Below are 26,693 nucleotides of genomic sequence, written 5' to 3'. Positions count from 1 at the left end.
CCCCGGCGCCGCGCGCTCAGGCGCGGAGGATCTTCGCCATCGCCTTCCCGCGGGCGAGCTCGTCGACGAGTTTGTCGAGGTAGCGGATCCTCTGCATGAGGGGATCGTCGATCTCTTCGACGCGTACACCGCAGACGACGCCGGTGATCGACGGCGCGGCGGGGTTCAGCGAGGCATCCGCGAAGAACTCCTGGAACGTCGCCTGCGACGCCACGTGCGCGTCGATCTCGCTCTGCGAGAACCCGGTCAACCAGCGGATGATCTCGTCGACCTCGGCCTGGGTGCGACCCTTGCGCTCGGCCTTCGCGACGTAGAGCGGGTACACCTTCGCGAAGGGCATGCCGTAGATCCGTTCCATGCCGTCCACGCTACTGCGCGCCAGTAGGCTCAGGCGGGTGATCACCGACACCGGGGCCCGCCGCGCGTGGCGCGACGGCGTCGGTGTCGCGCTCGCCACGAGCGCCTACGGCATCTCGTTCGGCGCTCTCGCGGTGGCATCCGGCCTCGATGTCTGGCAGACGTGCGTCCTCAGCCTCCTGATGTTCACCGGCGGATCGCAGTTCGCGTTCATCGGCGTCATCGGTGCCGGGGGCGTGGCCGCCGGCACCGCGGCGATCGCGTCGGCGGGCCTGCTCGGCGTGCGGAACGTCGCGTACGGCCTGCGCATGGCGCCCGTCGTCGGGACGAGCCCCTGGCGCCGGGCGCTCGCAGCGCCGTTCACGATCGACGAGTCGACGGCAGTCTCGCTCGCTCAGACCGAGCCGCGGGCGAAGACCGTCGGATTCTGGGTCACGGGCATCGGGATCTACCTCGGCTGGAACCTCACGACCCTCCTCGGCGCCCTCGTCGGCGACGTGCTCGGCGACCCCCGCGCGTACGGCCTCGACGCGGCCGCCGCGGCGGCGTTCCTGGCGCTCCTGTGGCCGCGGCTGCGCGAGCGGCAGCCGATCGCGGTCGGCATCGCAGCGGCCGTAGTCGGGGCGCTGCTCACCCCCGTGCTCATGCCGGGGATGCCGGTGCTCATCGCCGCCCTCGTCGCGATCGTGGTCGGGTGGACGAACTGGCTCGGACGCGCCCGCACTGTACCGGACACGCAGGCTCCACCGGATACGCTGCCGGCGCGGGACGCGCGCGTGCGCGACCCGCAAGGGCCCGGGGGCGACCTGGAGGGACTGCCGTGACCCTCTGGACCGCGGTGCTCCTGGCATCCGTCATCTGCCTCGCCCTGAAGGCGGTCGGTTACCTGCTGCCGCCCGCGTGGTTCGAGGCGCCGACGCCGTCGCGGATCATCGATCTCCTGACGGTGGCCCTCCTCGCTGCGCTGGTGGCGGTGCAGACTCTCGGCGTCGGGCAGCAGATCACGGTGGATGCCCGGGTCCCGGCCGTCCTCGTCGCGGCCGGCCTCCTCATGCTCCGCGCCCCGTTCCTGGTGGTGGTCGTCGCGGCAGCGCTCGTCGCCGCGCTGCTGCGGTTGTGGGGCCTCGCCGCCTAACGGTGAGCGCCTCGGCCGCGCGCACGGCACGCGCCGACGAGGGGCGCCCCGCCGTAGCGGAACGCCCCTCGTGGCGTGAACCGAATGACGCCGGTCAGCTGCTCGCGACGCAGGCCGCCGAGTAGTCGGTCTTGTCGAAGGTCGGGCCCTCGAAGAACCGCTCGACGGTGCGCAGGCCCAGGTCGACGCTCTCGTCGGGAACCGACACGAGCACCGCCTGCGCGGCGTTCTCCTGCGGGTCGCCGCCGTAGACGTGCTCCTGGGTCATGCCCTCGAAGTCGACCGTGAGACCGTCGATCACCGCCGCGATGCCCTCAGGGGTGAGATCGCCGGCCTCGGCCGCAGCCTCGAGCGCCGCCTTCATCGGGTAGTTCAGCGCCCAGCCGATGATGTAGCCCTGGTTCGTGGGCAACTCGCCGCCCAGCGATTCCTTGATCGCGGTCAGCGCGTCGGACTCGCCGTCCCAGCCCTCGTAGGGGGAGAGGTGGTGGTAGAGCCCGGTGAGCGCGGGGGCCGCGGCCGACTGCAGGAGTGCCGGGTTCCACGTCGGGAGCGACCCGAGGAAGCGTCCGCCGAACCCGCTCGCGGCGAGCTTGCCGACGATCTCCGCCGTCTCGGCGGGGCCGACGGCGAGGACGACGACGTCGGCTCCGCCCTGGAGGACGGCCGCGACGACGGCATCCTGGTTGCCGACCACCTGGTTCGGGCCGGTCGCGACGGCGGTGAGGGCCTGTGCGCCGTTCTCCTCCGCCCAGCGCTTCACGCCCTCTGCCGAGTCGCCGCCGTAGTCGCCGGGGTAACCGACCGCCTGGACCTTCTCGGGCTGCGCCTGCTTCTCGGCGAACCAGTCGAGACCGACGATCGCCTCGGTGCAGTACGAGTAGCCGGTCTCGAGGATGATTCCGCCGTCGTTGTCGTCGAACGCGTAGCCCGACCACCACGAGGCGGGCACCGCGACGAGGCTCCGCTCGATCATGTCGGGGAGCACCGACTCGGTGTTGACGGTGCCGAGGGTCTGCGCGATGCCCGCGATGTTGCTCGAGATCTGCTGGTACTGCGCTGCGTGCTCAGCGGCCTGGTATTTCGTGTCACGCGTGTAGGTGTCGATGTCGATGTCGTAGCCGCCGATGCCGCCGTCTTCGTTGACCCTCTTCCAGAAGGCGCGCTGCGCGTCGGTGATCGGCACGGCGAGGGCGGCGAAGGGGCCCTCGGTGAGGTCGGAGAGGACGCCCAGGTAGATGCAGCCGTTGTCGGCGTTGACGGCGTCGGGGCACGGGTCGGCGGAGACCCCCTGACCGGTCTTGATGCTTCCGTCGCCGGCGTCGCCGGTCGAGGTGGGGCTCGTCTCGTCGACCGCGGTACACGCGGTGAGGGCGAGCAGGGCCGCCGCGCTGAGGACCAGGGCCGCGCGGCTACGTTGACGCAGGGACATGCTGTTCTCCTTCGTTGGTGGTGCAGGTTCGGTGGTGCGGGTCGGGTGTTCAGTTGTGCGTGGTCGCGGGCCGGTCAGTAGGAGAACGGCCACGCCGAGAAGTAGTTCTTCACCCGCAGCCAGAGGCCGTAGAGGCCGCGCGGCTCGAGGGTGATGAAGGCGATGATGAGGATGCCGAAGATGATCGTCTGCAGCTGGAAGACGTTGATGAACCCCCCGGCCGACACCGTGATCCAGGGGATCACGTGGGTGAGTTCTTCGAGCAGGCGCGGCAGCAGCACGACAAAGCAGGCGCCGATGATCGAGCCCGAGATCGTCGCGACGCCGCCGATGACGACGACGGCGAGGAAGTCGATCGACATGAAGAGGTTCCACGACTCCGGCGCGATGCGTCCGACGAGGATTGCGAGGAGCGCCCCCGCGACGCCCGCGAACGCCGACGACAGGGCGAAGGCGAGGGTCTTCGTGCGGAGGAGGTTCACGCCCATGACCTCGGCGGCGATGTCGCGGTCGCGGACGGCGGCGAACGCGCGCCCGTAGCGGCCGCGCACGAGGTTCCGCGCCGCGACGCCGAGGATGACCAGGATCACGAGCGCGATGAGGAAGAGCGACACGTGCGGCGGGATGCGCAGCGGCCCGATCGCGTAGGTGCGGGTGAGGTCGAGGCCGAACAGCACACGCTCGGGAACGCCGCGCCCGACGCCCTGACCGCCGGTGATCGGAACGAGGATCTTGAACAGGTGTTCGCCGACGATGAGGAGGCCGAGGGTCAGGACGGCGAGGTAGAGCCCGCGCACCCGCGTCGCCAGCGGTGCGACGATGAGGCCGATGACCCCCGGCACGATCGCGGCGGCGGGGATCGCGATCGCAAGGTCGAGGCCGAGCCCCCACGTCGTCGCGCCGGGCTTTCCTCCCAGCACGGATGCCGTGTACGCGCCCACACCGACGAAGAACGCGTGACCGAGGGACACCTGTCCGGCGTATCCCGTGAGGAGGTTCAGGCCGATGCCGCCGATGGCGTAGACCGCCGCCATCGTGAGGAGATAGGTGATGTCCGCGGCGACGGCGAAGGGCGCCGCGATCACGAGGGCGAGGAAGCCCAGCATCCACCAGCGCTTGGCGGGGGAGTTCAGGAGCGCCTGCTCGGACGCGTACGACGTATAGAGCTTCGGACGCCCCCGCCTCGCCTCGCGCGACACCTTCCCGTGTACGCCCTCGACGTCGAGGTGCCGGGACGATCCCGTGAGGGCGCGGCCCGCCTCGGCCGACGTGGTCTCGTGCTCGAGCAGCGTCATACGCGCTGCACCTCCTTCGTGCCGTACAGGCCGTAGGGCCGGATCAGCAGCACCAGCAGCATGATCAGGTAGGGGACGACGTTCTCGAAGTTCGTGCCGAGCCAGGGCGCGAGGCTCGGCTGATAGGTCTTGGTGAGGGCCATCGCGACACCGACGACGAGGCCGCCCACCACGGCGCCCTTCAGCGAGTCGAGACCGCCGACGATGATCGCGGGGAGCGCGACGAGGGCGAACAGCGCGTCGGTCGCCTGCACGACCGACCCGTTGGCGGCCAGCAGCGCCCCGGCGAGAGCGGCGAGCGCCCCGCTGATCCCCCACGAGAAGGAGAACATCCGGCCGACGTCGATGCCCTGCGCGAGTGCGGTCTCCTGGTCGAGGGAGGTCGCGCGCATCGCGAGCCCGAGGCGGGAGCGCACGAGCCACCACCCGAGCAGCCCGATGACCGCGAGGGCGATCACGAACCGGGCGATCGCGTTCTCGTAGATCTGGATGCCTCCCGAGCAGCCCGCGACGCCGAACGACTCCGTCGCCTCGCCGCCCAGGCACAGCGCCTTCAGCTGCCACGGGTCGCCGACGGTGCGCGGCTTCGAGTCGAAGAGCCGGAAGGCGATGACGAGCAGGATGATGAAGAGCCCGACCGTCACGATCGCCGCCGAGAACGCGGGTTTGCCGACCATCGGGCGGATCGCGATGCGTTCGATGAGCACCGACAGCGCCGCCATCGTCGCCATCGCGAGGAGCACGGCGAGCCAGAAGGGGAGGCCCAGGTCGGTCGCGAACACGCTCGTCGCGAAGGCGCCGAGGATGAGGAGGGCCGGCTGGGCGAAGTTCAGCACGCCCGTCGCCCGGTAGATGATGACGAAGCTCACGGCGATGAGCGCGTAGACGGCGCCCTGGCCGAGACCCGCCGACAGCGAGGTGATGAGCGCGTTCATCCGTTCCTCCCGAGGTCGGCGCCGACATAGGCATCCGAACCGGCGTACATGTCGTCGATGAGATGGGGCACCGTCTTCGCGAACGCCTGCCGCTTGAGCTTCTGCGTCGCGGTGAGCTCGCCGTCTTCGTGGTCGAGCTCCTTCGTGAGCATCCGGAACTTGCGGATCGCCTCGACGCGCGCGAACGAGCGGTTCACCTGCTGCACGACGTCGCGGATGAGGGCGACGACCTCGGGCTTGGAGGAGAGGTCGCGGTACGTCGTGAACTCGATCCGCTGCCGCGATGCCCAGTCGGCCACGGTGTCGAACTCGATGCCGATGAGCGCCGTGAGGTACGGTCGCTTGTCGCCGATGACGACGGCCTCCTTCACGTACGGCGAGGCCTTCAGCGCGTTCTCGATCTCGCTGGGGGAGATGTTCTTGCCGCCCGCCGTGATGATGATGTCTTTGATGCGGTCGACGATCCGCAGGTGCGTGCCCTCCACCCACTCGCCGACGTCGCCCGTGTGCAGCCACCCGTCGGGGTCGAGTGTGTCGGCGGTCGCATCGGGGCGGCCCCAGTATCCGACGAAGGTGCCCGGATGCCGCGTGAGGACTTCGTTCGTGCCGTCGGCGAGGCGCACCTCGGCCTGGTCCTGGGCTTCGCCGACGGTGCCGACGATCATTCGTCCCCGCCGGTTCGTCGTCGCGATCGCGGCGTTCTCGGTCATGCCGTACGCCTCATACAGCGGCATCCCGATCCCGAGGAAGAAGGAGAGGACCTCGGGCGAGATGGGAGCCGCGCCCGAGATCGCGTGCCGCACGCGGGAGAGACCGAGGCGCTTGCGCAGCGGGCGGTAGAGGGGGAGGTAGCCGAGCGCGTAGAGGACGCGGGCGCGCGGGGTGAACTCGCCCCCGTTGTTCATCCGCTCCGCCGCGATCGTCTCGCTCATCCGCATGCCGCGGCGGAACACCGCCTGCTTCAGGCGGCTGGCGCTCGCCATCTTGATGGTGACGGTCGCCTGGATCTTCTCCCAGATGCGCGGGACGGCGAAGAGGATCGAGGGCTGCACCTCGGCGAGGTCGCTCGTGACCGTATCGATCGACTCCGCGAAATGGACGACGGTGCGCGTCGGCACGTTCGCCCAAATCGAGATGCCCCGCTCGACGACGTGCGAGAGCGGAAGGTAGGACAGGAGCACGTCGTCTGGGCCGACCTTTCGCCCCAGCAGGCCGTCTTCGGCGGCGAGCACCGACGAGGCGAACGACACGTTCCGCGCGCTCAGCATGACGCCCTTCGGCGGGCCCGTGGTCCCCGACGTGTAGATGAGGGTTGCGACGTCGTCGGGGGAGCGCTCGCCGTCGACGGTGTCGAGAAGCCCGGGGTGGGCGGCGCGGAAGTCGGCGCCCCGCTCGATGAGCTCGTCGATCGAGATGAGCTTCGGGTGGTCGTAGACGGCGAGCCCGCGCCCGTTGAGGTACACGATCCACTCCAGTGCCGGAGCGGCGGGTTCGGCCTCGAGGGCCTTATCGACCTGCTCCTGGTCTTCGGAGATCAGGACGCGTGCTCCCGAGTCCTGCAGGAGGTAGGTGATCTCCGCGACCGGGTTGGTCGGGTAGAAGCCGACGATCGCCGCACGAAGCGTCGCGGCGGCGAGGTCGGCGTAGAGCCACTCGGGCCGGTTCTCGGACTGGATCGCGACGCGGTCGCCCGCGCCGACGCCGAGCGCGGCGAGTCCGAAGGCGATCTCCTCGACCGCGTCGGCGTAGCCGCGCCACGTGATGTCCTGCCAGATGCCCGACTGCTTGACGCGCAGGGCCGTGCGGTCACCGTACGCGTCGGCGTTCCGGCGCAGCGCGCGGGAGAGGTAGTCGGTCTGTTCACTCATGGGACGACACTCCCTCCTCTGCCTCGGCGATGGCCTCTGCGTCGGCGATCGCCTCTGCCTCGGCGATCGTCTCTGCCTCGGCGATCGTCTCTGCCTCGACGATCGTCTCGATGACCTCGTTCTGGACGGTCGGCGTCGCGCCGCCGAGGTACGCCGCGATGACGGCGGGGTCGCGCTGGACCTCGTCGGGGGTTCCGAGCGCGATGCGCTTGCCGAAGTCGATCACCATGACCCGGTCGGCCAGATCCATGACGAGGCGCATGTCGTGCTCGACCATGATCATCGCGGTGCCCAGTTCGCTGCGGATGTCGAGGATGAAGCGCGCCATGTCCTCGGTCTCCTCGGAGTTCATGCCGGCGACCGGTTCGTCCAGGAGGAGCAGGCGCGGCTCCATCGCGAGGGCGCGGCCGAGCTCGACGCGCTTCTTGATGCCGTAGGGAAGGATGCCGACGGGCAGCGACCGGACAGACGCGAGGTCGAGGAACTCGATCAGGTCTTCGACGCGGCGCCGCGCGGCGAGCTCCTGCCTCCGCGAGCGACCGAACCACACCATCGCCTCCGGCCATGTGTACGACGTCTTCTGGTGGCGACCGAGGAGGAGGTTGTCGAGCACCGAGAGATTGTCGAAGAGCTCGACGTTCTGGAAGGTGCGGGCGATGCCCTTCCCGGCGATGACGTCCGGGGCGAGGCCGAGGAGCGACTCGCCCTCGAAGTCGAGCGACCCCTCCTGGGGGCGGTAGACGCCCGAGATGCAGTTGAACGTCGAGGTCTTGCCCGCGCCGTTCGGTCCGATGATCGCGAACAGCTCGCCGTGGCGCACGTCGAACGAGACCCCGTCGAGGGTCGTCGCGCCGCCGAAGCGCAGGGTGAGCCCGCTCGCTGCGAGGAGCGGCGTGTGCGCGGGCGCCGTCACGACAGCCACCTCTTCCGTCGCTTGTAATGTTTGACGTCGCGCAGGCTCCCGGCGCCCGCGCCGGTGCCGAGGTAGAACTCGCGGATGTCGTCGTCGTCGCGCAGCGCGCGGGCCGGGGCATCCATCACGATCTTCCCGTTCTCCATGACGTAGCCGTGGTCGGCGATCGACAGGGCCATCGCCGCGTTCTGCTCCACGAGGAGGACCCCCGTGCCCGAGCGGCTGATCGCGACGATGAGGTCGCGGATCTGGTCGACGATCTGCGGCGCAAGACCGAGGCTCGGCTCGTCGAGGAGGATGTAGCCCGGCTCCGCCATGAGCGCGCGCCCGATCGCGAGCATCTGCTGCTCGCCGCCGGACAGGTAGCCTGCGCGCTGCGCGCGGCGCTGGCCGAGCACCGGGAACATCTCGTAGATGCGGTCGAGCTTCTCGGCCTGACCGGTCCGAGATCGCGTGTAGGCGCCGATCCGGAGGTTCTCGTCCACGGTGAACTCGACGAACACCCGTCGGCCCTCCATCACCTGCGAGACGCCCGCACGGACGACGTCGGAGGCGCGCTTGGTGTTCAGTGGGACGTCGTCGATGGAGATGTGTCCGCGGGTGATCTTGCCGCGGTGGACGTCGAGCAGCCCCGACATCGCGCGGAGGAGCGACGTCTTCCCGGCGCCATTGGCGCCCAGGAGCGCGACGATCCCCTCTCGCGGTATCCGGATGCTCGCGCCTTTGACGACGAGCATCACATCCTCATACACGACTTCGACGTTGTGCACGGTCAGCGTCATGGCTTCCCCTTCGGTCACGGCGCTGTGACTGGTTTCCAAGACAGTACAGAGCGAACGCATGGATTTTCCCGCACCGTTATGAAACCGAGACTCATCGCTCGTGAATCCCGGTCTCACGGTCGCAGGCGCGGCGGGACCGGTGGGCGGGCGCCGTAGACTCGACGCGTGGGTTTCTCCTGGTCACGCGTCGGTACGTGGGCGATCGCGCTCGTCATCGGCCTCGTCTACGGCGTCGCGGGCACGATCGGGCAGGCGGCGACGTGGGGACCTGTGCCCGTCGGCCTCATCGTCGCGGTCGTCGGCGTCGGCGCGCTCATGCTCGCGGTCCGCATGCTGACGGGCGATCGCTGGTCGGCGCTCGCCTGCGGCATCGGGGCCATGCTCGCGACGATGGTGTTCTCCGGCAAGGGACCGGGCGGCTCGGTCGTCGTTCCTGCGCCCGCGGACGGCGAGCTGTCGACCGGCATCATCTGGACCATCGCGGTGCCCATCGTCACAGCCGTCATCGTCGGATGGCCCAGTTTCGCGCGCCCCGGCTTCGCGCGCCCCGGCGATCGGGCGAGTGCCGACGCGACGAACTAGACTCATCACGTGACGTATGTGATCGCTCTTCCGTGCGTGGATGTCAAAGACCGTGCCTGCATCGACGAATGCCCCGTCGACTGCATCTACGAGGGTGAGCGATCGCTCTACATCCACCCCGACGAGTGCGTCGACTGCGGCGCCTGCGAGCCCGTGTGCCCCGTCGAGGCGATCTACTACGAAGATGACCTGCCCGCCGAGTGGCAGGACTACTACACCGCGAACGTCGAGTTCTTCGACGACATCGGCTCACCCGGCGGCGCCGCCAAGGTCGGCGTGATCGAGAAGGACCACCCGATCATCGCCGCCCTCCCGCCGCAGTCGCACTGATGGGCGTCCGCGACCTCGACGACTACCCGTGGGATGCCGTCGCGCCCTACGCGCGGCGCGCGGCCGAACATCCCGGAGGTCTCGTCGACCTCTCGATCGGTTCGCCCGTCGACCCCACGCCCGAGATCGTCGCCGAGGCGCTCCGCGCCGCCACCGACGCCCACGCCTATCCGCAGACGGCGGGCACGCCGCGCCTGCGAGAGGCGATCGCGGATTGGTACGCGCGCCGCCGCGGCGTGCGGGGGTTGAGCGTCGACGAGGTGCTCCCGACCGTCGGCTCGAAGGAGCTCGTCGCCCTCCTGCCGCTTCTTCTCGACGTCGGCGCGGGCGAGGTCGTCGTCCACCCGACCGCCGCGTATCCGACGTATGCCGTCGGGGCGAAGCTGGTGGGGGCGAAGGCCGTCGCATCCGATGACCCGTCCGAGTGGCCGGAGGGGACCGCGCTCGTTTGGCTCAACTCTCCCGGCAACCCCGACGGCCGCGTGCTCGGCGTCGCGGAGCTGCGCGCCGCCGTCGCCCGCGCCCGGGAGCTCGGCGCCGTTCTCGCGTCCGACGAGTGCTACGCCGAACTCGGCTGGGAGGGGGAGTGGGCGACCGCCCCCGTGCCGAGCGTCCTCGACCCGCGCGTCACCGGCGACGACCGCCGCGGCATCCTCTCGGTCTACTCGCTCTCGAAGCAGTCGAACCTCGCGGGATACCGCGCCGCGTTCCTCGCCGGCGACAGCGACCTCATCGCGCGCCTGCTCACGGCGCGCAAGCACCTCGGACTGATGCTTCCGGCACCCGTCCAGGCCGCGATGACGGTCGCTCTCGGCGACGACGCGCACGTCGCCGCCCAGCGAGAGCGCTACGCCGCACGCCGCGCGGTACTCAAGCCCGCGCTCGAGGCCGCGGGGTTCCGCATCGACCGCTCCGAGGCCGGGCTGTATCTGTGGGCCACGCAGGGGCAGGATGCCTGGGACACGATGGACCGCCTGGCCTCTCTCGGCATCCTCGCCGGCCCCGGCCACTTCTACGGCGACGGGTACCCGCAGCACGTGCGGTTCTCCCTCACGGCGACGGACGAGCGCATCGCCGCCGCGGCGGAGCGACTGAACGCGGCTTCTTCGTAGATTTCCTCACATCGATCGCTGATTCCTTTGGCGGCGATCGGAGTAGGCTCCGGCGGCCAGTAGGCTGTAGAACACCCCCGATCGAGTGCAAGGAGGCTTCGTGAGCGACACGGGCACCCCCCAGAACGCGACGGTCACCATCGGTGACAAGACCGCACAGCTCCCGCTTCTGACGGGCACCGAGGGCGTTCCGAGCGTCGACTTCTCGACATTCACGAAGCAGACCGGGCACACGGCGCTCGACTACGGCTTCGTGAACACGGCGGCGACGAAGTCGGCGATCACCTACATCGACGGCGATCAGGGCATCCTCCGCTATCGCGGCTACCCGATCGAGCAGCTTGCGAAGAACAGCACCTACCTCGAGGTGGCGTGGCTGCTCCTGCGTGGCGAGCTGCCCACGGCTGACGAGCTCGCGACGTGGGACGACGATATCCGTCACCACACGCTCCTGCACGAAGACCTCAAGCGCTTCTTCTCGTCGCTGCCGCACACGGCGCACCCCATGTCCGTGTTGTCCGCCGCGACGGCGGCGCTCTCGACCTACTACGAGGGGCAGTCCGACCCCGACAACCCCGAGCACGTCGAACTCAACACCATCCGCCTGCTCGCAAAGCTGCCCGTGATCGCCGCGTACGCGCACAAGAAGTCGATCGGTCAGGCGTTCCTGTACCCCGACAACTCGCTGAGCTTCGTCGACAACTTCCTGAAGCTGAACTTCGGGAACCTCGCCGAGGTGTACCAGGTGAACCCCGTCACTTCGCGTGCGCTCGAGCGCCTGCTGATCCTGCACGAAGACCACGAGCAGAACGCGTCGACCTCGACGGTCCGCCTCGTCGGCTCGACCGGTGCGAACCAGTTCTCGTCGGTGTCGGCCGGCATCAACGCCCTCTACGGTCCGCTCCACGGCGGCGCGAACGAGGCCGTCCTCGACATGCTGGCGCGCATCCGCGACTCCGGCGAGAGCGTCGACCGCTTCGTCGAGCGCGTCAAGAACAAGGAAGACGGCGTGAAGCTCATGGGCTTCGGGCACCGCGTCTATAAGAACTACGACCCGCGCGCCAAGCTCGTCAAGGAGTCGGCCGACGAGGTGCTCGCCGAACTCGGCGTGCACGACCCGCTTCTCGACCTCGCGAAGGAGCTCGAAGAGATCGCGCTCAGCGACGACTACTTCAAGGAGCGTCGCCTCTACCCGAACGTCGACTTCTACACCGGCGTGATCTACAAGGCGATGGGTTTCCCGACCCGCATGTTCACGCCCCTGTTCGCGATCGGTCGTCTGCCGGGCTGGCTCGCGCACTGGACCGAGATGCAGAACGACCCGCAGACGAAGATCGGCCGTCCGCAGCAGCTGTACGTCGGCTCGGCCGAGCGTGACTACCCGGGAGTCTGACGCGCGCTCTGCCGGTTCGCCGCTGCGCCGCGCGCGTGCCCTAGTCTGACCTCACACCGCCGATCATGGCGGCGCAGGTTCGAGGCACGGGTGAGGGGTGGTCGCCATGTGGACGCAGACCGTCGATCCGTTCGGGTCCCTCTGGCTGTCGGCGCTCGTCGCGGCGATACCGATCTTCGTCTTCCTCGCCGGCCTCGTCGTCTTCAAGCTGAGCGGCATCACCGCGGCGATCATCGCTCTGGCGACCCAGATCCTGGTCGCGATGATCCCGTTCCATATGCCGGCGACGGCGGTCGCGGGAGCGGGACTCCTCGGCTTCCTGACCGCGGTCTGGCCGATCGCGTACATCATCGTCATGGCGGTGTGGCTGTACAAGCTCGCCGACGCGAGCGGACGCTTCGATGTCATCCGCGCCTCCATCGGCGGTGTCTCACCCGATCAGCGCGTCCAGGTGCTCCTCATCAGCTTCGCGTTCGGGGGATTCCTCGAGGGCGCCGCCGGCTTCGGCGTGCCGATCGCGATCTGCGCGGCGCTCCTCGTGCAGCTCGGGTTCCGGCCGGTGAAGGCCGCCATGATCTCGCTCGTCGCCAACGCCGGCGCCGGGGCCTACGGCGCCATCGGCATCCCGGTCATCGTCGGGGCCCAGGTCAGCGGACTCGACGTCCTCGAGCTGTCGCGCGCCATGGTGCTCATGCTGCAGCCGCTGACCCTCGTCATCCCGTTCGTCCTCGTCATGATCCTCGACGGGCGGCGGGGCCTGCGCGAGACGTGGCCGATGGCGCTCGTGGTCACCCTGGTCTTCAGCGGGGTGCAGGCATCCGTCCTCTGGTTCCTCGGCCCCGAGCTGGCCGACCTCGGCGCGGGACTCGCGGCGATGGTCGCGATCTTCCTGTTCGGGCGCGTCTGGCAGCCGAAGCGGATCTACCGCGAGGACGGAGGCGTGGCGCCCGAGCCCGAACGGCACTCGCTGCGCGAGATCGCGGCGGCGTGGAGCCCGTTCTACATCCTGACCGCGTTCATCCTGGTCTGGAGCCTGCCCGCGTTCAAGGACCTCTTCGCCGCCGGGAGTGCGCTCGAGGGAACCGTGCTGTCCGTGCCGATCCCCGGGTTGACGGGCGAGGTCACGACCTCCTCGGGCGCCGTCGTGACGGCGACCTGGAGCTTCACGCCGCTGAATGCGACCGGCACCGCGATCCTCCTCGCCGTGCTCGTGACGTTCTTCACGACGCCGGCCCTGCGTGCCTCGGACCTCTGGCGGGAGCTGCGCAACACCATCCGGGAGCTCTGGCGCGCCCTCGTGCTGATCGCCCTGATCCTCATGCTCGCGAACATCGCGAACTACGCCGGCGCCTCCACCGCCATGGGTTACGCTCTCGCCGCGGCGGGGCCGGTGTTCCCGCTGCTCGCGCCGATCATCGGGTGGATCGGCGTCTTCCTCACCGGGTCGGTCGTCAACAACAACACGCTGTTCGCCCCGCTGCAGGTCGCGACCGCGGAGAAGCTCTCGGTGAATCCGGAGCTGTTCGTCGCGGCGAACACGGCCGGCGGCAACACGGCGAAGGTCATCTCGCCCCAGTCGATCGCCATCGCGGCGGGCGCCGTGGGGCTGTCCGGACGGGAGAGCGAGATCCTCCGGGCATCCATCCTCTACAGCCTCGGCATGCTCGCGTTCGTGTGCGTGTGGAGCTTCGTGCTGTCGCTGCTGGTGTGACGGCGCTCAGCCCGTGACGGTGGCGGCGTAGTCGGGCACGTAGTTCTGCAGCTCGCGAGGCGGGCGCTCGTAGCCGCCGGATGCCGGGCGCGCGGGGATCTCGATCGGCTGACGCTCGACGACCTCGTACGGAATCTGCGAGAGCAGGTGGTGGATCATGTTGATCCGCCCGCGCCGCTTGTCCTCGTTGTCGACCTCGTACCAGCGCGCCTCGGGGATGTCGGTGTGGACGAACATCGTGTCTTTCGCGCGCGAGTAGTCCTCCCACTTCGTGATCGACAAGACGTCGTTGGGGGAGAGCTTCCACCGCCGCAACGGGTCGTCGTTGCGGGAGCGGAAGCGCTTCTCCTGCTCGACATCCGACACGCTGAACCAGTACTTCAGCAGCAGGATGCCGTCTTCGACCAGCATCCGCTCGAAGATCGGCGCCTGGTGCAGGAAGCGGTGATACTGCGCGTTCGTGCAGTAGCCCATGACGTGCTCGACGCCCGCGCGGTTGTACCACGAGCGGTCCATGAGGACGATCTCGCCGGCGGCGGGCAGGTGCGTGATGTAGCGCTGGAAGTACCATTGGGTCTTCTCGCGCTCGGTCGGCGTCGGTAGCGCGACGATCCGCGTGACGCGCGGGTTGAGGTACTCCGAGACGCGCTTGATCGTCGAGCCCTTGCCCGCGGCATCCCGCCCCTCGAAGATCACGACGATGCGCGCGCCGGTCTCCTGCACCCACGCCTGCATGTCGACGAGCTGCGCCTGCAGGCGGGCGAGCTCGGCTTCGTAGGCGGCCTTCGGCATGCGCTTGGTCATGTCATGAGCGTACTGCGGGGCGATCGGGCATGATCGACGGATGGATGCCGACATGTCGCCGACCTCGGGACTCACCGTCGGGCCGCGCGGGCGGAGGGTCGTCCTCGAGATCGCGAAGGCCGCCGATCCGAGGGTGGGCGAGGTGCTCTGGCCGCTCGCATACAACGCGAACGTCGACGCGGGGGCGTCGATCGTGGCATTCGGGTGGGACGACGAGGGCAACGCGTTCGAGACGCGCGGGCGCGTCGGGACGGAGGCGACGGTCTCCGACCTCGCGGCGCGCATCCGCGGCGTCGGCGCCCTCGATCCCGACGCCACGACCCTGGATGCCGCGATGCTCCGCGCCGTCGACTCGGCGCGGTACTGGCAGGCGCCGGACGGCGAGGACATCATTGCGGCGCTGCCCGAGGTGCGCGCGGCCCTCGCCGCGGTCTCGGTGGGCCTGACCGAGCGCGCGGACACCGCGTGGTGGCGTCGCGACCGAGCGATCGAGCAGTGGGCGATCAAGTTCGATCCCTCCGGCGACGGCGCGCCGTTCGACCCCGCTCCCGGCGCGGCCGACGCGTGGTTGCAGGGGACCCTCGACGAGCAGGAGCGGGCGCGTCGCGACAGACCCTCCGATCCGCAGGCGAACTGGAGCGGGTCGTGGTGGTCGTTCCCGTCGGGTGCGCCGCACACGACGGGCGAACTGCCACCGGGGCTTCCTGTCGGCATCCCGTACGTCGAGGACGGATTCGGGTGGACGCGTGCGCGGGCCGTTCCCGTGCGCGGCGGCGGACGCACATTCGAGATCCGAGATGCGGACGACTGGGCGGAGCTGTGCCGCCGGCATCCGCTCGAGGTCACCGCGTCTCGACGTCACGACTGGTATCGCACAACGGGGCGTGATCGCCGCTGGTTGCTGCCCGACTGGTCGAGCGTCGCGGAGGAGTGGGATGCCGTACACCTCACCGGCTGGGCGTACCTCACCGCGGCGACGCGCGAGATCGTGATCGATGATGACTTCTCGAGCGTCCTAGGAGGCTGGGGCCCCGACGAGACCTATTGGCTCACCGGCTTCGTCCGCGAAGTCGAAGGCCCGCGCGTGCACTGGGTCGCCGACGCGCCTGAGGGGCCCTGGCGCCGGGCAGAGTGACGCTGCGCCTCTGCGCGTCGGAGCCGGCGTCAGGCGTGCAGTGCCTCGTTGAGGGTCACCCCGACGCCTTCGCGGCGGACGGCCTCGATCGCGCCGGTGAGGGAATTGCGGCGGAACAGGATGCCGTTCTGGCCCGACAGCTGTGCGCCCTTGACGATCGGGCGCGAGCCGTCGTGGAGCGGCGTCTCGTTCGGGAGGACGATCTTCGAGCCCGCCGTGACGTAGAGGCCTGCCTCGACGATGCAGTCGTCGCCGAGCGAGATGCCGATGCCGGCGTTCGCGCCGAGGAGCGTGCGCGCGCCGATCGACACGCGGTGCGTGCCGCCGCCCGAGAGCGTCCCCATGATCGACGCGCCGCCGCCGATATCGGAGCCGTCGCCGACGGTGACGCCCTGCGAGATACGCCCCTCGACCATCGAGGCGCCCAGCGTGCCGGCGTTGAAGTTGACGAAGCCCTCGTGCATGACGGTGGTGCCGGGGGCGAGGTGGGCCCCGAGACGCACGCGGGAGGCATCCGCGATCCGGACTCCGGCCGGGATGACGTAATCGGTGAGCCGCGGGAACTTGTCGAGACCCTGCAGTTGGATGCCGGCGCGCTGGAGGCCCGGCCGCAGGCGCGCGAACGCGTCGGGGTGGACGGGCCCGGCGTTCGTCCACGCGACGTTCGGGAGGTGCCCGAAGATGCCCGTGAGGTTCACCTCGTTGGGCGCGACGAGCAGGTGCGACAGCGCGTGGAGGCGAAGGTACGCGTCGCTCGTCGCCTGCGGCGGAGCGTCGAGATCGATCTCGACGACGACGACCTCGACGGTCACGTCGCGCCGCACGTCGGGGCCGGCCGCGGCATCGAGATCGCTGGCGTCGACGCTCTCCGGGGCCTGGCCGAGCGCAGGGGAGGGGAACCACGTGTCGAGGACGGTGCCGTCACCGGCGATCGTCGCGAGTCCTGCACCCCATGCCCACCGCTGTTCACTCATCCCTCCAGGCTATCGGTGCGGGAAGAGCGCACCGTGCGGCGCTGGATAGACTCGACCCCATGCCGCGCCTCGACCTCCGTGCATCGTCCGTCGACCTCACACGCGCGATCTGCGACATCCCCAGCGTCTCGGGCGACGAGACCACGCTCGCCGACGCGATCTTCGCCGCGATCGAGCCGCTCGAACACCTCGAGGTGTACCGCGACGGCGACACGATCGTCGCACGCACGCAGCTCGGCCGCCCGCAGCGCGTCGTGATCGCCGGACACATCGACACGGTCCCGATCAACGAGAACGTGCCCACGCGTGACATCGAGGAGAACGGCGAGCCCTACCTCTGGGGCCGCGGCACGGTGGATATGAAGGGCGGCACCGCGGTGCAGCTCAAGCTCGCCGCCGAGCTCACCGACCCCCGCCTCGACATCACGTGGATGTGGTACGACCACGAAGAGGTCGATTCCGAGCGCAACGGACTCACGCGCCTCGCCCGCACCCGCTCCGACCTATTCGCGGGCGACTTCGCCATCCTCGGAGAGCCCTCGAACGGCCAGGTCGAAGGGGGGTGCAACGGCACGCTCCGCGCGGTCGTGCGCACCCACGGCATCCGATCGCACAGCGCGCGGGCGTGGATGGGTGAGAACGCGATCCACGCGGCGGCTCCCGTCCTGGGCCGCCTCGCCGACTACCGCCCCGCGAGCATCGACGTCGACGGCCTCGTCTACCGCGAGGGCCTCAACGCCGTCGGCATCTCCGGGGGCATCGCCGGCAACGTCATCCCCGACCTGTGCGAGGTCGAGGTGAACTACCGCTTCGCGCCGAGCCGCTCGGTCGAGGAGGCAGAGGCGCACGTTCGCGACGTGTTCGAAGGGTTCGAGGTCGAGATCACCGATCGCGCGGCCGGTGCCCGCCCCGGCATGGACGCCCCGCTCGCGCAGGAGTTCGTCGCGGCGGTCGGTGCCGAGCCGCGCCCCAAGTACGGCTGGACCGACGTCGCGCGTTTCTCGGCGATGGGCGTCCCCGCGGTCAACTACGGCCCCGGCGACCCGAGCATCGCCCACCACGACCAGGAGCGCGTCTCGTTCGCGCAGATCGAGGACGTGGAGCGGGGCCTGCGGGCGTGGCTGAGCGCCCCGTGACCGATCGCGGCGAGGTCGGGGGCGCCTCGGCCGCGCACGCGTCGCGCGGCGACGCAGCCCGCCGCCTCTGGGCGCGCCCCGCGATCGCCGTCGCGGCGATCTACATCGCGGCGCGCCTCGTCACGACGGTCTTCGTCGCCGTGGGCGCTGCGATCTCGAACTCGCGCACCGGTGGCGCCGAGACCATCGGCTCCCTCCTCATGCGCTGGGACGGACAGTGGTACTGGGTCGTCGGCGTGGAAGGGTATCCGAGCGAGCTGCCGCTGGATGCCGCGGGGAATGTCACCCAGAACGCCTGGGCGTTCCTCCCCGTCTACCCCGCGATCACGCGCGCGGTCTCGTTCCTCTTCGCCGGTCAGTACCCGATCGCCGCGATCGCGGTCGCGGTCGTCGCCGGCTACGGTGCGAGCCTCGCGCTCTACCACCTGCTCCGCGAACGCATCGACCGGAGCGCGGCGCTGTGGGCCGTCGCGTTCTTCGCGGCAGGCCCCCTCGCCGCGCTCTTCCAGATGGGGTACGCCGAGTCGCTCTTCTTGTTGTGGCTCCACCTCGCGCTCCTGGTGCTCGTCCGCCGCCGCTTCGGGTGGCTCTACCTCCTCATTCCCTTGATGGGATACACGCGTCCCGGCATCCTCGCCTTCGCGCTCTTGCTGGCCCTCTACGGCATCTGTCGCTGGTTCCGCCGCCGCGTCGACCCGCTCCCCGCGGTTCAGATCGTCCACATCGTGCTCCTCGGCCTGCTCGCGGCCGCGGTCGGATTCTCGTGGCCGCTGATCGCCGGCGTCGTCACCGGCGATCCCTCCGCCTACATGGAGACGGAACTCTCCTGGCGGCGCGGGTGGACGGGTGATCACGGCGGGTTCGTCCCGTTCGAGGGATTCATCCAGGCATCCGCCATCTGGTTCCGCGTGTGGGGGATGCCGGAGGCGTGGGGATATGTCGCACTCGGCATCCTGGTGGTCGCCCTCATCGCGCTCCTCGTCTTCGAGCCGCACGTGCGGCGCCTCGGCGTCGAGATCCGGCTCTGGTCGGCGATCTACCTCATCTATCTGCTCCTCGTGTTCTTCCCGCAGTCGAGCATCTTCCGCCTCCTCATGCCGCTGTCGCCGCTGTACGGGGCGCTCGCCCTGCCCCGCAGCCGCGCCTGGCGCATCGGGGTGCTCGCCGTGGGCCTTCTCGGGCAGTGGTGGTGGATCGACCAGATGCTCGTCCAGGGGACGACGTTCTGGCAGATTCCGTGAACACCGTGTGACAACCTCTGCCGGACGATGTCCACAGTGAGCGCGGGCGGGCGCGCGTACCGATAAACTTGTTCTGTTGTCCGATGAGGAAAGGGAGCCTGCCATGGCAGCCATGAAGCCGCGTACCGGAGACGGACCTATGGAGGCCGTCAAGGAGGGACGCCTGATCATCGTGCGCGTTCCCCTCGAGGGTGGTGGCCGGTTGGTCGTCTCCGTCAATGACGACGAGGCCAAGGAACTCCACGACGTGCTGGCTGAGGTCGTCGGCGCAGCCTGACGCACCACGCAGCCTGACGTACGACGCAGAAACGGCCGGTCTTCGGACCGGTCGTTTCGCGTATCCGGCCGCGCGGCGTGGTCAGCGGTCGGCGGCGACCGTCGTCAACTGGAGCAGGCCCTCGCCGACGATCGAAAGGGCACCGAGGACGGCAGGCGAGGACTGCGTCTCCTGGATGAGCGACCGGTAGGCGCTCGTCACGGGGTCGCGTCGCACCGGGTCGGCCACGGCGCCGCCCGCGAGGACGCGCGGAACGAGCACCGTACCCCCCGCGCGGACGAGGCGCAGGCCGTGCTCCACATATTCGATGACCTCTTCCGCGTCGGCATCCACCAGCACGATGTCGTACGAGGCCTCGTTCATGCGGGGGAGGACATCGGCCGCGCGTCCCGTGATGAAGCGTGCGCGCGCGGGCGGCACCTTCGCCTCGGCGAACGCGGTGCGCGCCGCGGCGAGGTGCTCGGGCTCGATGTCGATCGTGGTGAGCGTGGCGCGGGGCGAGCCGCGCAGGAGCCAGAGGCCGGAAACGCCCGCGCCGGTGCCGATCTCGACGATGTTCAGAGCGGCGGTGGCGGCTGTGACCACGGCGATCTGCGCGCCGACGGCGGCGCTGATCGGGTCGGCGCCGAGCTCGACGGCGCGAGCGCGCGCACGCTCGATCGACTCGGGTTCGACCGTGATTTCGGCGGCGTACCTGCGGATCGCGTCTGATTCGGCCATGAGAACTCCTTCTGTGACAGCGTACGGTGCGCGCTGGCCGAGACGCCGCAGGCGCACGGGTAACCTGGAGCCATGTTCTTCGGCTACGACATGGAGAAGTTCCTCCTGCTCCTCGTCGTGGCCGCTCTGCTGATCGGACCCGAACGGCTGCCCACGTACGCTGAGGGTCTCGCCCGCCTCACGCGGCGCGCCCGCTCGTGGCTCGGCGACGCGCGCACCCGCGTCAAGGAGGAGATGGGCGAGGACTTCGACGACGTCGAATGGCGCAAGCTCGACCCCCGCCAGTACGACCCGCGGCGGATCATCCGCGACGCGCTGCTCGAGGACGCGCCCGTCCCGACGGTGCAGGCGGCCGCGATCGGAGCCGCCGCCGCGGCGACGTCCCCGGCGACGGAGACCGCGGTCTTCGACAGCGCGGCGTTCACGACGGGCACCGGCATCCCGTACGACGACGAAGCGACCTGACGGCGCCCTTCTCCGCCGCGAGACCGCGCAATTGTCACGATCCCCGCGCGGGAAGCGTGCATATGCGCGGTCTCGCAGGCGGGCGCGTCGCGCGGGCGGGGGGCGCGGGCGGCGGGGGTCGCGCGTCAGCGCGGCGTGAAGGGGAGCGTCCGGCCGGCGAGGCCGCGCGGGGCGTGGGCGAGAGCGCCCGCGATGTCCGAGATCGCGCGCGCGGCGGCATCCTCCGGCGCGCCGACCACCACGGGAACGCCGTCGTCTCCGCCACGGCGGAGGGCGACACTCAGCGGCACCGACCCGAGGAGCGGCACCGGCGGGGCATCCGGATGCTGCGCCGACAGCGCCGCGGCGACCGACGCGCCCCCACCCGACCCGAAGACGTCGAGCGTCGACCCGTCGGGAAGGGTCATCGCCGCCATGTTCTCCACGACCCCGATGACGCGCTGACCGGTCTGCTCGGCGACCAGGCCGCTCCGGACGGCGACGTCGGATGCCGCGGTCTGCGGCGTCGTGACGACGAGCACGTCGGCGTGCGGCAGGAGCTGTCCCACCGAGATCGCGACATCACCCGTGCCGGGCGGCATGTCGAGGAGCAGCACGTCGAGGTCGCCGAAGAACACGTCGGTGAGGAACTGCTGCACGGTGCGGTGGAGCATGGGCCCGCGCCAGGCGACCGCCGACGCGGGCTGGTCGCGGGGGAGGAACATCCCGATCGAGATGGTCTTCACGCCGTACGCGACCGGCGGCAGCATGAGGTCGTCGATGCGGGTCGGCTGCGGGGGCAGCCCGTCGTCCTCGACGAGACCGAGGAGCGCGGGGATCGAGAAGCCGTGCACGTCGGCGTCGATGAGTCCGACGCGCAGCCCACGCTCGGCGAGGGCGACGGCGAGGTTCGCGGTGAGCGTCGACTTGCCGACGCCGCCCTTGCCGCTCGTGACGGCGATGACGCGGGTCAGGGAATCGGGGCCGAACGGCATCGTCCGGGCCGCCCGACCACCCCGGAGGCGTTCGGTGAGCGCCGCGCGCTCGGCAGGCGTCATCACGCCGATCTCGAGCTCGACCAGGCCGATCCCCGGCACGGATGCCGCGGCCGCGCGGACGTCCCGCTCGATGCGGTCGGCGGCGGGGCACCCGACGATCGTCAGGGCGATGGCGACGTGCGCCGTCGCGCCGTCGACGCTGACCTCCCGCACCATGTCCAGGTCGGCGAGCGGGCGGCGCAGCTCGGGGTCGGTGACCGCCCCGACGGCGGCGCGGACGGCATCCGCACCCGCGCCCGCGCGCCCCGATGCGTCCGTGGCGGCACTCACGCCGGTTCGTCCGCCCGGGCCTGGCGCGCGCCGTACTGCTCGTCGAGCTGCTCGAGCAGGGCCTTCAGCTCCTGACGCAGCACGTCGCGGGTCACGACCTGGTCGGACACGTCGGTGAGCGCCATGCGCAGAGCCACGACCTCGCGGGCGAGGTACTCGGTGTCGGCGAGGTTCCGTTCGGCGCGCTGACGGTCCTGCTCGATCTGCACGCGGTCGCGGTCGTCTTGACGGTTCTGCGCCAACAGGATCAGCGGCGCAGCATACGACGCCTGGAGCGACAGGATGAGGGTCAGCGCCGTGAAGCCGAGGGCGGCCGAGTCGAAACGCCACCAGCCGTTCTGCTCCGCGATGACGGTGTAGCTCATCCACACAACGCAGAAGAGCGTCAGCATCAGGAGGAACGTCGGGGTCCCCATCGCGCGGGCGATCCACTCGGTGAAGCGTCCGAACCGGTCGCGGGACGGGCGGGGCGTGCGGGTCAGCACGCCCGAGCGGCGGCCGCGCGGATCTTCGAGGCTGACCTTGGCCTCCTTCGCGGCGCGCGCCATCACCGGGCCGCCCCGTTCGGGGTACCGGCGGCGACCGTCTCGTCATCGCCGTCGTGCGAGCGCCAGTCCTCGGGCAGCAGGTAGTCGAGGACGTCGTCGACGCTGACCGCACCGACGAGGCGGTGCGCCTGATCGACGACGGGCAGGGAGACGAGGTTGTAGCTCGCGAGCATGCGGGCGACCTCCGCCGCCGACGCCGTCGCGGGCACGGCATCCGCCGCGTCGTCGACGATCGCGCCGAGACGCTCGTGCGGGGGATAGCGGAGCATCCGCTGGAAGTGCACGGTGCCGAGCAGGCGCCCGGTGGGCGTCTCGTACGGGGGGAGGGTCACGAAGACCGCGGCTGCGAGGGCGGGGTGCAGCTCGTGCCGGCGGATGAGGGCGAGCGCCTCGGCCACGGTCGCATCGGCGGAGAGCACGATGGGCTCGGGCGTCATGAGACCGCCCGCCGTGTCGGGGCCGTACTTCAGCAGCGCGCGGACGTCCTCGGCTTCTTCGGGCTCCATCAGCTCGAGCAGCTCCTCGCGCTGCTCCTCGGGCAGCTGGGCGAGGACGTCGGCGGCGTCGTCGGGCTCCATCTGGTCGAGGATGTCGGCGGCGCGCTCATCGCCGAGGGCCTCGAGGATGTGCACCTGGTCGTCTTCGGGCATCTCCTCGAGCGCATCGGCGAGACGGTCGTCGCTGAGCTCCTCGGCGACCTCGAGGAGGCGTTCGTCGGGGAGGTCGAGGAGGGTGTTCGCGAGGTCGGCGGGCTTCAGCTCGGAGTAGGTCGCGACGAGCTGCTCGGCCGACTGCGCTTCGCCCGGCACGGCCTGCTCGCGCACGTCCTTCCATTCCGCGAACGTGGTGGGGCCCTTGGCGAAGGGGGATGCCGAGGTCTTCGGCTTCCGGAGGAAGAGCTGACCGAGGTCCCAGTCGCCGAGTCGGTTGCGCTCGATCGCGGCATCCTCGATGATCGCCTCGCCCGACCCGTCGGTGAAGTAGACCTTCCGTCCCAGGATCTCGGTCATGACGCGGACCTCGCCGCCGCGCTGCTGGAAGCGGCGCACGTTGATGAGCCCGGTGGTGATGACCTGCCCGGACTGGATCGAGGTGACCCGGCCGATCGAGAGGAAGACGTTCCGCCGGCCGGGGATCTCGACCACGAGGCCGACGACGCGCGGCGGGTCGTCTTTTCGGTAGATGACGACGACGTCCCGGACCTTTCCGAGCCGGTCGCCCGCGGGGTCGAAGACGGCGCAGCCCACGAGGCGTGCCACGAAAACCCTCTGCGTACTCACCAGTCCAGCGTAGTGTGCGCATGCCAAGATGGACCGATGAGCATGATGGGTGGAGCGCCGCAGCAGCACGGCGAGAAGATCGCCGACTACGCCACCTACCAGGCCGCGCAGCAGGCAGTGTCGCAGCTCATCCAGGCCGACATCCCCGCGCGTGAGATCGCGATCGTCGGGCACGGGCTGCGGTCGGTCGAGACGGTCACGGGCCGCCTGGGGTATGCCGCGGCCGCCCGGTCGGGGGCGATCAACGGCATCCTGCTGGGGCTCCTCTTCTCGGCGATCTTCGTGCTCGGAACCCCGAACGCCGCGATCCAGCTGTTCGTCGGCGTGATGTTCGTCGGCATCGCGATCGGTATGCTGCTGAGCCTCATCTCCTACGCGATCCTGCGTCGCCGCAAGGACTACACCTCGGTCACGCAGGTGATCGCCGACCGGTACGAGATCACGGTGCTCCCCTCGAGCATCCACCGCGCCCGCGAGGTGCTCGGCCACCACGTCGCGCCAGCGGCGCCGGCCGCCGCGCCGGCGGTCGACCTCACGACCCCGCCGCAGTACGGGGAGCGGATCGACCCGGCACCGCAGCCCGCGGCACCCCCGGCGCCGGGGCCCGACGCACCGCCGACGGACGCGCCGACGCCGCCGAACTCGGGACCGGCCGGCTCGGGGACGCCCGCGCCGTGACGCGCGTGACGGTCGCCCTCCCGGCGGGAGAGGTGACGGTGTCGGCGCGGCTCGAACGACCGGACAGCGGCGACGCGTGGGCCGCGCTCGCCCTCGCCCACGGCGCCGGTGCCGGCATGGATCACCCGTTCCTCGTGGGGTTCGCTGCGGCATTGCGCGCTGGGGGCGTCGCAACGCTCCGCTTCGACTTCCCGTACCGCGAGGCGGGCAGACGGATGCCGGGGCCCGCGGTCCACGCTCTCGCCACCTGGTTGGCGGTCATGACCGAGTTGGCGGGCGCCCTGCCGGGTGTTCCACGGGTCGCCGCGGGCAAGTCGTACGGCGGGAGGATGGCATCGATGGCGGCCGCGGACGGCCTCATCGCGCCGGCGGCGCTCGTCTACCTCGGGTACCCGTTCCACCCGCCGGGCAAGCCCGAGGCGACCCGCGGCGCGCATCTGGCTCGGGTCGCCGCGCCGCAGCTGTTCGTCGAGGGGACGAGCGATCCGTTCATCCAGCCCGTCGCGGATTTCGAGGCATCCGTCGCGACGAGCCCCGCCGCGGACATCTTCTGGGTGGAAGGCGGCGGACACTCCTTCGAGGTGAGGGGCGCGAAACGCGACCCGCACGAGATCGGCGCCTCTCTCGCACCGCCCGTTCTCGCCTGGCTCCGCGCCCGCCTGCGCTGACGCGCGCGAGCGGGCACGCGGGCGGTCAGGAGCGGAGGCGGGCGATCCAGGCCTCGACCTCGTCGGCGGTGCGCGGGATCGCGGCGGAGAGGTTCTCGACCCCGTCCTCCGTCACGAGGACGTCGTCCTCGATGCGCACCCCGATGCCGCGGTACTCCTCCGGCACGGTGAGGTCGTCGATCTGGAAGTACAGCCCCGGCTCGATCGTGAAGACCATGCCCGGCTCGAGGATGCCGTCGTAGTACATCTCGCGGCGCGCCTGCGCGCAGTCGTGCACGTCGAGTCCCAGGTGGTGGGACGTGCCGTGGACCATGTACCGCCGGTGCTGGCCACCGCGGTCGGCGTCGAGCGCCTCCTCCGCCGAGACCGGTAGCAGGCCCCACTCCGCGGTGCGCTGCGCGATCACAGCCATCGCCGCTTCGTGCACGGCGCGGAACTTCACCCCCGGCTTCGCGACGGCGAAGGCCGCGTCGGCGGCTTCGCGGACCGTCTCGTAGACCTTGCGCTGCACGTCGGTGAAGGTTCCTGAGACGGGCAGGGTGCGCGTGATGTCGGCGGTGTAGAGGCTGTCGACCTCCACCCCGGCATCCACCAGCACGAGGTCACCGGGAACGACCGCGCCGTCGTTGCGGGTCCAGTGCAGGTAGCAGGCGTGCGGGCCGGATGCCGCGATGGTGTCGTACCCCTCGCCGTTCCCCTCGACGCGTGCGCGGTGGTGGAAGATGCCCTCGACCGCCCGCTCGCCGCGCGGCGTCTCGACGATGCGGTCGAGGTCGGAGACGATGTCGTCGAAGCCGCGACCGGTCACCTCGACGGCCAGGCGCAGCTGCGCGATCTCGTAGTCGTCCTTGACGAGACGGAGCTCGGAGACGAATCGGGTGAGGTCGGCATCCTTCTCGAGGATCACGTCGCCCTCGCGCGCGTCGAAGTCGTCGATGTGCGCCGTCTGCAGACCCAGATCGGATGCCACGCCGGCCAGCGCCGGGCGCGGGCCGATCCAGAACTCGCCGATTGTCGCGTCGTCGTAGAACTCCGCCGTCGTCCGGTCGGCGCGCTCGCGGAGGTACAGCGTGACGTCGTGCCCCTGGTCGCCCGTCGGCTCGAAGACGAGCACCGAGTCGGGCACGGAGTCGCTCGCCCATCCGGTCAGGTGCGAGAACGCGGAGTGCGCGCGGAACGGGTAGTCGGTGTCGTTCGAGCGCTGCTTGTAGGTGCCGGCCGGAAGCACGAGGCGCTTGCCGGGGAAAGCCGCCGACACCGCATCGCGGCGGGCGGCGGCGTACGGGGCCTGCGCGCGCGCGGGCGGGAGCTGCTCGGGGCGGTCGGCCCAGCCGGTCGAGATCGTGTCGAGGAAGCCGCGAGGGAAGGGCTGCTTGCGGTTCTGGTTCTCTGCGGGAGGGGTCTCCACCGGCGGCTGCGCGGTCTCGGTGCTCGCGACGCCCTCGGCGATCGTGTCGGTCTCGTTCGTGCTCATCTGTCCAGTCTCGCACTTCCCCGCCGCCGCGTCCCCGCCCCCGCCCTCACCGTCCGACGCCCCCTCCCCTCCGCCTCCGGTCGGTTCCCCACTCCGCGAGACCCTGTGTTCTCGACGAGACCACGCGTTCGTGACCAGGGT

28 protein-coding genes are annotated in these 26,693 nt (G+C 70.3%); 14 read left to right on the top strand and 14 right to left on the bottom strand.

Annotated elements, in window-relative coordinates; all coding sequences use genetic code 11:
- Positions 1-16 precede the first annotated feature (16 nt).
- Positions 17-358 carry a DUF2200 domain-containing protein gene (locus AC3ENQ_RS02400; protein ID WP_431801322.1) on the bottom strand — a complete coding sequence of 114 codons (342 nt, stop codon included), beginning with the start codon at positions 356-358 and terminating at the stop codon, positions 17-19.
- Here AC3ENQ_RS02400 and AC3ENQ_RS02395 point away from each other — a divergent pair.
- Both AC3ENQ_RS02395 and AC3ENQ_RS02390 read left to right on the top strand, forming a co-directional pair.
- Positions 357-1,181, top strand: a complete 825-nt coding sequence (locus tag AC3ENQ_RS02395; RefSeq protein WP_431801320.1) for an AzlC family ABC transporter permease — start codon at positions 357-359, stop codon at positions 1,179-1,181. The genes AC3ENQ_RS02400 and AC3ENQ_RS02395 overlap by 2 nt on opposite strands.
- A complete protein-coding gene (locus AC3ENQ_RS02390) occupies positions 1,178-1,492 on the top strand; it encodes an AzlD domain-containing protein (RefSeq protein WP_431801318.1) in 315 nt (104 codons plus the stop codon). Before AC3ENQ_RS02395 ends, AC3ENQ_RS02390 begins: the two co-directional genes overlap by 4 nt.
- Before the next feature lie 94 nt (positions 1,493-1,586).
- On the opposite strand, the gene AC3ENQ_RS02385 is transcribed toward AC3ENQ_RS02390, so the two are convergent.
- The 6 genes from AC3ENQ_RS02385 to AC3ENQ_RS02360 form a co-directional block, all read right to left on the bottom strand.
- A complete protein-coding gene (locus tag AC3ENQ_RS02385; RefSeq protein ID WP_431801317.1) occupies positions 1,587-2,924 on the bottom strand; it encodes an ABC transporter substrate-binding protein in 1,338 nt (445 codons plus the stop codon).
- A gap of 74 nt (positions 2,925-2,998) precedes the next feature.
- Positions 2,999-4,219: a branched-chain amino acid ABC transporter permease gene (locus tag AC3ENQ_RS02380; protein ID WP_431801315.1), complete on the bottom strand. Its 1,221-nt coding sequence runs from the start codon at positions 4,217-4,219 to the stop codon at positions 2,999-3,001.
- Positions 4,216-5,154 carry a branched-chain amino acid ABC transporter permease gene (locus tag AC3ENQ_RS02375; protein WP_431801313.1) on the bottom strand — a complete coding sequence of 313 codons (939 nt, stop codon included), beginning with the start codon at positions 5,152-5,154 and terminating at the stop codon, positions 4,216-4,218. Before AC3ENQ_RS02375 ends, AC3ENQ_RS02380 begins: the two co-directional genes overlap by 4 nt.
- Positions 5,151-7,022, bottom strand: coding sequence for an AMP-dependent synthetase/ligase (locus tag AC3ENQ_RS02370; RefSeq protein WP_431801311.1), 1,872 nt, complete (start codon positions 7,020-7,022; stop codon positions 5,151-5,153). Before AC3ENQ_RS02370 ends, AC3ENQ_RS02375 begins: the two co-directional genes overlap by 4 nt.
- A complete protein-coding gene (locus AC3ENQ_RS02365) occupies positions 7,015-7,935 on the bottom strand; it encodes an ABC transporter ATP-binding protein (RefSeq protein ID WP_431801309.1) in 921 nt (306 codons plus the stop codon). The genes AC3ENQ_RS02370 and AC3ENQ_RS02365 overlap by 8 nt, the downstream gene beginning before the upstream one ends.
- Entirely contained in the window at positions 7,932-8,717 is a 786-nt protein-coding gene (locus AC3ENQ_RS02360) for an ABC transporter ATP-binding protein (RefSeq protein ID WP_431801307.1), read from the bottom strand. Before AC3ENQ_RS02360 ends, AC3ENQ_RS02365 begins: the two co-directional genes overlap by 4 nt.
- A 165-nt stretch (positions 8,718-8,882) precedes the next feature.
- On the opposite strand from AC3ENQ_RS02360, the gene AC3ENQ_RS02355 reads away from it, so the two are divergent.
- From AC3ENQ_RS02355 to AC3ENQ_RS02335, 5 genes are all read left to right on the top strand, one after another.
- On the top strand, positions 8,883-9,299 hold the full coding sequence (locus tag AC3ENQ_RS02355; RefSeq protein ID WP_431801305.1) for a histidinol dehydrogenase: 417 nt from the start codon (positions 8,883-8,885) through the stop codon (positions 9,297-9,299).
- 9 nt (positions 9,300-9,308) lie between these two features.
- Positions 9,309-9,629, top strand: coding sequence for a ferredoxin (fdxA, locus tag AC3ENQ_RS02350; protein WP_431801303.1), 321 nt, complete (start codon positions 9,309-9,311; stop codon positions 9,627-9,629).
- A complete protein-coding gene (gene dapC, locus AC3ENQ_RS02345) occupies positions 9,629-10,741 on the top strand; it encodes a succinyldiaminopimelate transaminase (RefSeq protein WP_431801301.1) in 1,113 nt (370 codons plus the stop codon). Before fdxA ends, dapC begins: the two co-directional genes overlap by 1 nt.
- 100 nt (positions 10,742-10,841) lie before the next feature.
- A complete protein-coding gene (locus tag AC3ENQ_RS02340) occupies positions 10,842-12,134 on the top strand; it encodes a citrate synthase (RefSeq protein WP_431801299.1) in 1,293 nt (430 codons plus the stop codon).
- A gap of 106 nt (positions 12,135-12,240) precedes the next feature.
- Complete coding sequence (locus AC3ENQ_RS02335; RefSeq protein ID WP_431801297.1) at positions 12,241-13,845, top strand: L-lactate permease; 1,605 nt, start codon at positions 12,241-12,243, stop codon at positions 13,843-13,845.
- 6 nt (positions 13,846-13,851) lie between these two features.
- On the opposite strand, the gene ppk2 is transcribed toward AC3ENQ_RS02335, so the two are convergent.
- Positions 13,852-14,637: a polyphosphate kinase 2 gene (ppk2, locus tag AC3ENQ_RS02330; protein ID WP_431801739.1), complete on the bottom strand. Its 786-nt coding sequence runs from the start codon at positions 14,635-14,637 to the stop codon at positions 13,852-13,854.
- Between the two features lie 52 nt (positions 14,638-14,689).
- On the opposite strand from ppk2, the gene AC3ENQ_RS02325 reads away from it, so the two are divergent.
- On the top strand, positions 14,690-15,784 hold the full coding sequence (locus AC3ENQ_RS02325; protein ID WP_431801295.1) for a hypothetical protein: 1,095 nt from the start codon (positions 14,690-14,692) through the stop codon (positions 15,782-15,784).
- 29 nt (positions 15,785-15,813) lie between these two features.
- Here the strand turns inward: AC3ENQ_RS02325 and dapD are convergent, their stop codons facing one another.
- The gene (dapD, locus tag AC3ENQ_RS02320) at positions 15,814-16,758 is read right to left on the bottom strand and encodes a 2,3,4,5-tetrahydropyridine-2,6-dicarboxylate N-succinyltransferase (protein WP_431801294.1); all 945 of its coding nucleotides are present in this window, start codon (positions 16,756-16,758) and stop codon (positions 15,814-15,816) included.
- Positions 16,759-16,817: 59 nt separating this feature from the next.
- Here dapD and dapE point away from each other — a divergent pair, with 59 nt between their 5' ends.
- From dapE to AC3ENQ_RS02305, 3 genes are all read left to right on the top strand, one after another.
- Positions 16,818-17,894, top strand: coding sequence for a succinyl-diaminopimelate desuccinylase (gene dapE, locus AC3ENQ_RS02315; RefSeq protein WP_431801292.1), 1,077 nt, complete (start codon positions 16,818-16,820; stop codon positions 17,892-17,894).
- Positions 17,876-19,135, top strand: a complete 1,260-nt coding sequence (locus tag AC3ENQ_RS02310) for a hypothetical protein (protein WP_431801290.1) — start codon at positions 17,876-17,878, stop codon at positions 19,133-19,135. The genes dapE and AC3ENQ_RS02310 overlap by 19 nt, the downstream gene beginning before the upstream one ends.
- A gap of 103 nt (positions 19,136-19,238) precedes the next feature.
- Complete coding sequence (locus AC3ENQ_RS02305; RefSeq protein ID WP_431801288.1) at positions 19,239-19,412, top strand: DUF3117 domain-containing protein; 174 nt, start codon at positions 19,239-19,241, stop codon at positions 19,410-19,412.
- Positions 19,413-19,493: 81 nt separating this feature from the next.
- Here the strand turns inward: AC3ENQ_RS02305 and AC3ENQ_RS02300 are convergent, their stop codons facing one another.
- Positions 19,494-20,132 carry an O-methyltransferase gene (locus AC3ENQ_RS02300; protein ID WP_431801286.1) on the bottom strand — a complete coding sequence of 213 codons (639 nt, stop codon included), beginning with the start codon at positions 20,130-20,132 and terminating at the stop codon, positions 19,494-19,496.
- A 72-nt stretch (positions 20,133-20,204) separates the two neighbouring features.
- Here AC3ENQ_RS02300 and AC3ENQ_RS02295 point away from each other — a divergent pair, with 72 nt between their 5' ends.
- Positions 20,205-20,597 (top strand): twin-arginine translocase TatA/TatE family subunit, encoded by a 393-nt coding sequence (locus AC3ENQ_RS02295; protein ID WP_431801284.1) that lies wholly within the window; start codon positions 20,205-20,207, stop codon positions 20,595-20,597.
- A 125-nt stretch (positions 20,598-20,722) separates the two neighbouring features.
- Here the strand turns inward: AC3ENQ_RS02295 and AC3ENQ_RS02290 are convergent, their stop codons facing one another.
- Genes AC3ENQ_RS02290 through AC3ENQ_RS02280 form a run of 3 tightly spaced genes read right to left on the bottom strand, consistent with a single transcriptional unit; the run spans position 20,723 to position 23,732 of the window.
- A complete protein-coding gene (locus tag AC3ENQ_RS02290) occupies positions 20,723-21,904 on the bottom strand; it encodes an Mrp/NBP35 family ATP-binding protein (RefSeq protein WP_431801282.1) in 1,182 nt (393 codons plus the stop codon).
- Positions 21,901-22,452 (bottom strand): DUF1003 domain-containing protein, encoded by a 552-nt coding sequence (locus AC3ENQ_RS02285; protein WP_431801280.1) that lies wholly within the window; start codon positions 22,450-22,452, stop codon positions 21,901-21,903. The genes AC3ENQ_RS02290 and AC3ENQ_RS02285 overlap by 4 nt, the downstream gene beginning before the upstream one ends.
- Positions 22,452-23,732 carry a magnesium transporter MgtE N-terminal domain-containing protein gene (locus AC3ENQ_RS02280; RefSeq protein ID WP_431801278.1) on the bottom strand — a complete coding sequence of 427 codons (1,281 nt, stop codon included), beginning with the start codon at positions 23,730-23,732 and terminating at the stop codon, positions 22,452-22,454. The genes AC3ENQ_RS02285 and AC3ENQ_RS02280 overlap by 1 nt, the downstream gene beginning before the upstream one ends.
- A gap of 36 nt (positions 23,733-23,768) precedes the next feature.
- On the opposite strand from AC3ENQ_RS02280, the gene AC3ENQ_RS02275 reads away from it, so the two are divergent.
- Together AC3ENQ_RS02275 and AC3ENQ_RS02270 are read left to right on the top strand one after the other, a co-directional pair.
- Positions 23,769-24,410: a YflT domain-containing protein gene (locus AC3ENQ_RS02275; protein WP_431801276.1), complete on the top strand. Its 642-nt coding sequence runs from the start codon at positions 23,769-23,771 to the stop codon at positions 24,408-24,410.
- A gap of 5 nt (positions 24,411-24,415) precedes the next feature.
- On the top strand, positions 24,416-25,078 hold the full coding sequence (locus AC3ENQ_RS02270) for an alpha/beta hydrolase family protein (protein ID WP_431801737.1): 663 nt from the start codon (positions 24,416-24,418) through the stop codon (positions 25,076-25,078).
- A 25-nt stretch (positions 25,079-25,103) separates the two neighbouring features.
- Here the strand turns inward: AC3ENQ_RS02270 and AC3ENQ_RS02265 are convergent, their stop codons facing one another.
- The gene (locus AC3ENQ_RS02265; protein WP_431801274.1) at positions 25,104-26,552 is read right to left on the bottom strand and encodes an aminopeptidase P family protein; all 1,449 of its coding nucleotides are present in this window, start codon (positions 26,550-26,552) and stop codon (positions 25,104-25,106) included.
- Positions 26,553-26,693: the final 141 nt, after the last annotated feature.

The sequence above is a fragment of the Microbacterium sp. bgisy203 genome (assembly GCF_057706945.1).
The sequence above is the reverse complement of the archived record's forward strand: the minus strand, read 5'-3'. Positions and strand labels throughout refer to the sequence as shown.